Consider the following 6,191-nt stretch of genomic DNA (forward strand, 5'->3'; position numbering starts at 1 on the left):
TGGGCCTCGACCCCTATGCGGAAACTGCCGATCTCGCCGACGACATCATCCGTGCGGCGACTCGACTCGGCCCGGGGATGGCCGGCGATTTCCTTGACGCGGTTGACCCTGAGAACATCGTCGCCGGCCTGGAATGGATCGGCGCCGCCACCGAAGTCCTGCGGTCATCCGGTCCGGATGTCCCGTCGCTGTCAGCGCTGCGGAGCGTTGCCCGCCAGGGGTCAAGCTTCACACGTGGTGCTCCTCCATGGCAGGTCGGCTGGTCGCAGGCCGGCGCGGTCCGTGATTTCTTCCAGATCGGCTCCGATCGCCGTCTCGATATCGACCAGGTCCTACGAACATGGGACGCGCCGGAGACCGGCGTCCCGATTGATCAGTTGACCGCCCCGATCCGCCGCTCGCGGCCGCACGGGGACAAGGCCCTGCAGGCGCTGGGGGGGGCTCGGGGGGAGGGCATCGGCGTTGTTCTTGCTCGCAGGCAGCCGCAGCCGACCCGCCGGTTCACGGCTGCCCGCGCACTGTGGCACGCGATCTACTCCGATGATCCCCTGTTCCTTGTCACCGCTGCGTACACGGACCGCCAGAAGATCGAACGAGCGTTCGCCGCCGAGCTTCTCGCGCCGGCGGCTGGCATCGCGGAGCATCTTGAGAATGCCGTGGATGCGGTTGAGCCTGAGGACGTTGACGAGGTTGCCCGACACTTCGACGTTTCACCGATGGTGATCGAACATCAGGTCAGCAATCAGCTTGTGGCGAGCCGATACCCGCGCTGATCCACAACTGTTGCTGCGATCTTGCTTGACGGGGATGGGGACGGTCGGCAATCGTCTCGGGACATGCGAGAGGGCTATGCGCGAGAGGGCACCATCGACCAGCTCACCGACGAGGAGTTCGTCGACGCGCTGCCCAAGGTGGAACTACATGTCCACCTTGAAGGGTCGATGCGCCCGCAGACCCTGCTCACCCTCGCCCGCCGCCACGGCGTCGACGATCTGCCCACCGACCTCGACGGGGTGGCGACGTTCTACGAGTTCCGCGACTTCGACCACTTCATCGAGGTCTACCTGGCCGCTGTCCGGGTGCTGCGCGATGCCGGCGACTTCGCGCTCCTGGCCCGCGAGACCGCACTGGGGCTCGCAGCCCAGGGCGTCCGATATGCCGAGATCACCTTCACGCCGTTCCTGCACATCCAGCGCGGTGTCGACGCCGACGAGGTCTTCGCAGGCGTCGAGCAGGGCCGCCGCGAAGCAGAGGAGGCAACCGGTATCCAGATCCGGTGGATCACCGACATTCCAGGCCTGCCCGACATGGATCTGCGTCCCGCATCCGAGGGCACGATCGAGTTCGCGCTGAACCACCGTGAGTCCGTGATCGCGCTCGGGTTGGGCGGACCCGAGGTCGGCGTGCCCCGGCCGCAGTTCGCCGAGGTGTTCACCGCCGCGCGTGACGCCGGGCTGCACCGGGTACCGCACGGCGGCGAGACCACCGCAGCGCGCACGGTCTGGGACTGCCTGGAGTACCTGCACGCCGAACGCATCGGTCACGGCATCACCGCCTGTGACGACCCGGCCCTCGTCGATCACCTGCGGGCACATCACATTCCGCTGGAGGTGTGTCCCACCTCGAACCTGCGCACCGGGGTCGTCACCGACTATTCGGCGCATCCGCTGCCCAGGATGATCGAATTGGGCCTGCCGGTCAGCCTCAACAGTGACGATCCGCCGATGTTCGGGACCACGCTGCGGGACGAGTACCTGCACGCGCTGCGTAGCCTGGGCCTGACCCGACGTCAGGTTGCCGATCTGGCCGCGGCTGCCGTCGACCACTCGTTTGCTCCCGCCGCGGTCAAGGAGGCCATCCACGCGGACCTCGCGACGGTCGTCGAGGGCCTCAGCCGTTAGAGCCACCGGCGATAGGGGACGCCTGCGCGGGACCTGCACCGGCGGTTGCGGGGAAGGACCCGGCGGCAACCTGGATGGTCAGTTCGTCGCCGGCATCCACCTGCACCGGGTCGCGTACGATGGCGCCGTCGGCGGTCCGGTGGACCACGGCGTATCCCCGGTCCAAGGTCGCCGCCGGTGACAGCGCGTGCATCTGGGCGCGGGCGTGGGCCAGCTCACCTTCGGCCCGATCCAGGATGTGCGTCACGCCGCGTCGTGCGCGGGCCCGTAGCTCACTCACGTACCCGACCTGCCGGTCGAGCTCGCGTCCGGGCGCGGCCAGGGCGGGCCGGCTGCGCAGGGCGACCAGTCCGCGTTCCTCGTGGTTCAGCCGATGTTCGATGACCCGCCGCGACCGGTCGCGCAAAGTGACCACCAGCGCGCGCTGCTCGGCGACGTCCGGCACGACCCTTTTTGCCGCGTCCGTCGGGGTGGATGCGCGGACGTCGGCGACGAAGTCGAGCAGGGGCGCGTCCTGTTCGTGACCGATGGCGGACACCACCGCGGTGGTCGCCGCGGCCACGGCCCGTATCAACGCCTCATCGGAGAACGGCAGCAGGTCCTCCATCGACCCACCGCCCCGGGCGATGACGATGACGTCCACCTCGGGGATGCGGTCGAGCTCACGCAACGCGTCGATGACCTGCCCGACGGCGAGCGGTCCCTGGACCGCCACCTCGCGTTGCACGATCCGCACGGCGGGCCAGCGGCGGCGGGCGTTTTCCACCACGTCCCGCTCGGCCGCGCTCGCCCGTCCGGTGATCAGTCCGACGGCTCGCGGGAGGAAGGGCGGTCGGCGCTTGCGGGACGCGGCGAACAGCCCCTCGGCCGCGAGCAGGCCGCGAAGTTGTTCAAGCCGTGCCAGCAGGGCGCCCGCTCCGAGCGGGCGGATCTCCACAACGGCGAGCGCGAGGGTCCCCCGGGCGGGGTGGAAGGACGGCTTGCCCCAGACCACCACCCGGGCGCCGTCGACGAGGCCGGCGCCGATCGCCTCGCACACGGCCCGCGGGCAGGTCAGCCGCAACGAGACGTCGGCGACGGGATCGCGCAGGGTGAGGAAGACGGTGGTGAGGCCGGGCCGGCGGACGATCTCGGTGAGCTGTCCTTCCACCCATACGCGGCCAAGCCGGTTGACCCAGTCCCCGATCGCCCGGGAAATCGTGCGGACCGGTAGCGGCTGCTCCGGCGAGGAGGTGAGTGCCACCGGGCCACCGTAACGACTTCAACCGTCGATCCATGCACAAACCGCTTCCGGTGTCCGTGCAGGTTGCCGGCGTGTGACGGTTATCGTTCGGCCCTCCAGCAGGTGCCGGGCCGCGTAGACTTCCGGGCATGGGGCGGATCCTGTTGGCCAATCCGCGCGGGTACTGCGCTGGTGTCGACCGAGCGGTGCTGACGGTCGAGAAGACGCTGGAGCTGTACGGCGCTCCCGTCTACGTGCGCAAGCAGATCGTGCACAATGCCCACGTCGTCAAGACGCTGGAGGCAAAGGGCGCGATCTTTGTGGACGAGACGGACGAGGTTCCTGCCGGGGCGACCGTGGTGTTTTCTGCCCACGGTGTCGCACCGTCCGTCCATGAGGAGGCGAGGTCCCGGGAACTGCGAACGATCGACGCCACGTGCCCGCTCGTGACGAAGGTTCACGGCGAGGCACGCCGATTCGCCAAGGAGGACTTCGACATCCTCCTCATCGGCCACGAAGGTCACGAGGAGGTTGTCGGTACCACGGGCCAAGCGCCCGACCGCATCCACCTGGTGGACGGCGTGGAAGATGCGGCGGCTGTCAAGGTTCGCGATGAGTCCAGAGTCGCCTATCTCTCGCAGACCACTCTGTCGGTCGACGAGACCGAGACGACGGTGCACGCGCTGCGTGAGCGGTTCCCGCTGCTGCAGGGGCCGCCGAGTGCCGACATCTGCTATGCCACCCAGAACCGCCAGGTCGCGGTCAAGGAGATCGCGGGCCAGGTTGAGCTGATCCTTGTGGTCGGGTCGCCGAACTCGTCGAACTCCGTGCGTCTGGTCGAGGTCGCCCTCGACCACGGGGTGCCCGCGGCCTACCTGGTGGACGACGCCAGCCAGGTGGATCCGGCCTGGCTCGACGGGGTCGAGACCATCGGCGTGACCAGTGGGGCCTCTGTGCCTGAGGAGCTGGTCACCGAGGTTGTCGCCTGGCTCGCCGAACGCGGTTTCGACGATGTCGAGCAGGTGACCTCGGCCGAGGAGCATCTACTGTTCGCACTACCTCCCGAGCTACGCCGGGAAATCCGGGCCCGGGAGCGGGCGGCCAGCGCCTAGCCGGCCAAAGGGCGTGCGATCGTGGTTTTCTCGCACGCCCTTTGACCAGCAAGGCCCCGGGGTCTATTGCTTGGATGGCCGGTGCCCCGGCCCGGCCCGGTGCCGTGCCGCCATCAGGCAGTGCAGCAGTTCCGCCTGGTTGTCGGCCTGCTGGGTGAGGGTATGGCGGGCGAGCACGTTCGCGCGGGCAGCCGCGGAGATCCGCCGGCCATGAGCAGGATCGCCGAGCAGCTCGCTCAGGCGACGGGCGAGATCATCGACGTCCCCCGTGCGGGCGAGCAGCCCGGTCACGCCGTCCGTCACGATTTCCGGAATCCCGGCTGTCGGAAACGCCACAACCGGTGTTCCACAGGCCTGTGCTTCCAGAACGCTCAGCGGTAGACCTTCCAGACTGGACGCGAGCACCAGGGCGTCGCACGCCCGTAGCAGGTCCGCGACATCCGTGCGCGGGCCGAGGAAACGTATCCGCAGGCCGAGCAGGCTGGCTCCGAGTTCGCGCAGCGTCCCCGCGTGCGCCGGATCGAGGCTCGGCGTGCCCGCGACGGCGAGTTGAGTGCGGGCGAATCGCCCGGGTAGCGCGGCTACCGCTCGGATGACGGTGTCCACGCCCTTGCGCGGGTCGAGCCGGGACAGCGCCAGTACCACGGGGGCGGACGGATCGGCCGCCAGCTGGGCACGTATCTCGGGGTCGGCGGCTCCCGGGCGCATCGCATCCGTGTCCACCCCGTTGCGGATCACCTGGGTACAGCGGGCTGCCTCGGGCGGCAACGACGCCGCCACCGCGTCACTGACCGCGACCGAGGCCTGGGCGCCGCGTACCGCCAGACCCCGCAGCCGCCCGATCAGATCCGGTTCGTTCTCCTCATGCAGGTGCAGGACAACCGCTCGGCTGGCCAGCCGACCCGCCAGCACGCATTCCAGATGGGACCAGTGGCTGTTCGCGTGCACGACATCCACGTCGAGCAGGCGCGCGAGTGCGGCGGTGCGGCGGGCGAGGACGGCGGTCCGCCCAAGCTCCCGGACCGCGTTGGCCGGGCTGAGGCGGCCGGCCGGTGTGCGTATCCCGCGGTCGTCGGGCGCGGCCAGCACGACGTGCAACAGTCCGCTGGCCCGCCATGCCGCGGCCGTCGCACTGCCGGCAGGGGCCGCGAGGATCTGTTCGACGCCACGGTCGCGCAGCAGCGGCGCGAGCCGCAGCAGATAACGCTGCGCCCCCCAGACTCCCTCACCCTGCTCGACAACCAGCACCCGGCAGCGTGCCGGCTCCGGCGCCAGGGGCACCATCGGCGCCAGCGGTGTCGCTGGGTCCAGGACGGTCGTGGATGTGGTCACCGGTTTGTTCCTGACACCGACGACGGGCCGGTGACCGTGCGGCCCGGATCGGTCAGCAGGTCAAGCGGGCCGGCGCACAGCAGGTCGATCGCGGCGGCCACAGCGGACCGGGGGAAGCTCGACGGGTGGAAGGTGGCGGTGACCGACACCGCGCCGCGTAGCTCGACGAACTTCACGGATATGACGTCGCTGCCCCCGGGCGTGGACGCCGAGTACACCTGGGGGGCATCCGGGCCGGGATCCCCGCCCGCCGATCCGCCGATCCAGCTGAGCTGTTCGAAGCGCGGCACCCGTCCCAGGTGGTTGAGCACCAGGCACGGATGTGCCGGCGAGTGGGCGTCGGTCGGTAGCGATGCCGCTGGCAGCCGTTGTCGATACCCGCGCACGGCAATGAGACATAGCGTGGCCAGAGATCGACCAGAGGTGACCGTCTGGCGCAGCGTCCGGCTGATGGCGACCGGATCGACCGGATTGACCGGGGCCATGTGCAGACCCACCGCGAAGTTGCCGGCGACGGTCGCGTCGGCCGGCAGGAAGCGCCGGTTGTCGATCAGCGTGAACACGCCGGCACCGGCGGGTGGTCCCAGCCCACAGCGGTCGAATGCGACCCGGGCCGCGGCGAAC

The 6,191-nt window shown here is 69.7% G+C and carries 5 protein-coding genes and 1 pseudogene; 3 read left to right on the forward strand and 3 right to left on the reverse strand.

Annotated elements, in window-relative coordinates; translation table 11 throughout:
* Positions 1-773, forward strand: a 773-nt coding sequence (locus U9983_RS26070; protein WP_322756547.1) for an ImmA/IrrE family metallo-endopeptidase, incomplete at its 5' end; no start/stop codon positions are given.
* Positions 774-836: 63 nt separating this feature from the next.
* Positions 837-1,901, forward strand: coding sequence for an adenosine deaminase (gene add, locus U9983_RS26075; RefSeq protein WP_322756548.1), 1,065 nt, complete (start codon positions 837-839; stop codon positions 1,899-1,901).
* Here add and xseA read toward each other — a convergent pair.
* Positions 1,891-3,144: an exodeoxyribonuclease VII large subunit gene (gene xseA / locus U9983_RS26080; protein ID WP_322756549.1), complete on the reverse strand. Its 1,254-nt coding sequence runs from the start codon at positions 3,142-3,144 to the stop codon at positions 1,891-1,893. The two genes, add and xseA, sit on opposite strands and share 11 nt — an antisense overlap.
* A gap of 128 nt (positions 3,145-3,272) precedes the next feature.
* On the opposite strand from xseA, the gene U9983_RS26085 reads away from it, so the two are divergent.
* Positions 3,273-4,235 (forward strand): 4-hydroxy-3-methylbut-2-enyl diphosphate reductase, encoded by a 963-nt coding sequence (locus tag U9983_RS26085; RefSeq protein ID WP_322756550.1) that lies wholly within the window; start codon positions 3,273-3,275, stop codon positions 4,233-4,235.
* Between the two features lie 63 nt (positions 4,236-4,298).
* On the opposite strand, the gene U9983_RS26090 is transcribed toward U9983_RS26085, so the two are convergent.
* Together U9983_RS26090 and U9983_RS26095 are read right to left on the reverse strand one after the other, a co-directional pair.
* Positions 4,299-5,567, reverse strand: a complete 1,269-nt coding sequence (locus U9983_RS26090) for a glycosyltransferase family 4 protein (RefSeq protein WP_322756551.1) — start codon at positions 5,565-5,567, stop codon at positions 4,299-4,301.
* Positions 5,564-6,191: pseudogene (locus tag U9983_RS26095) on the reverse strand (hypothetical protein); the annotation flags it as partial. The gene U9983_RS26090 and the pseudogene U9983_RS26095, both read right to left, overlap by 4 nt.

The organism is Protofrankia sp. Cas3 (genome assembly GCF_963555955.1).
Lineage (GTDB): Bacteria > Actinomycetota > Actinomycetes > Frankiales > Frankiaceae > Protofrankia.

Bases quoted from the DNA above. Each gene is read 5' to 3' on its own strand.
- add (WP_322756548.1), top strand. From the start codon at position 837: ATGCGAGAGGGCTATGCGCGAGAGGGCACCATCGACCAGCTCACCGAC.
- U9983_RS26085 (WP_322756550.1), top strand. From the start codon at position 3,273: ATGGGGCGGATCCTGTTGGCCAATCCGCGCGGGTACTGCGCTGGTGTC.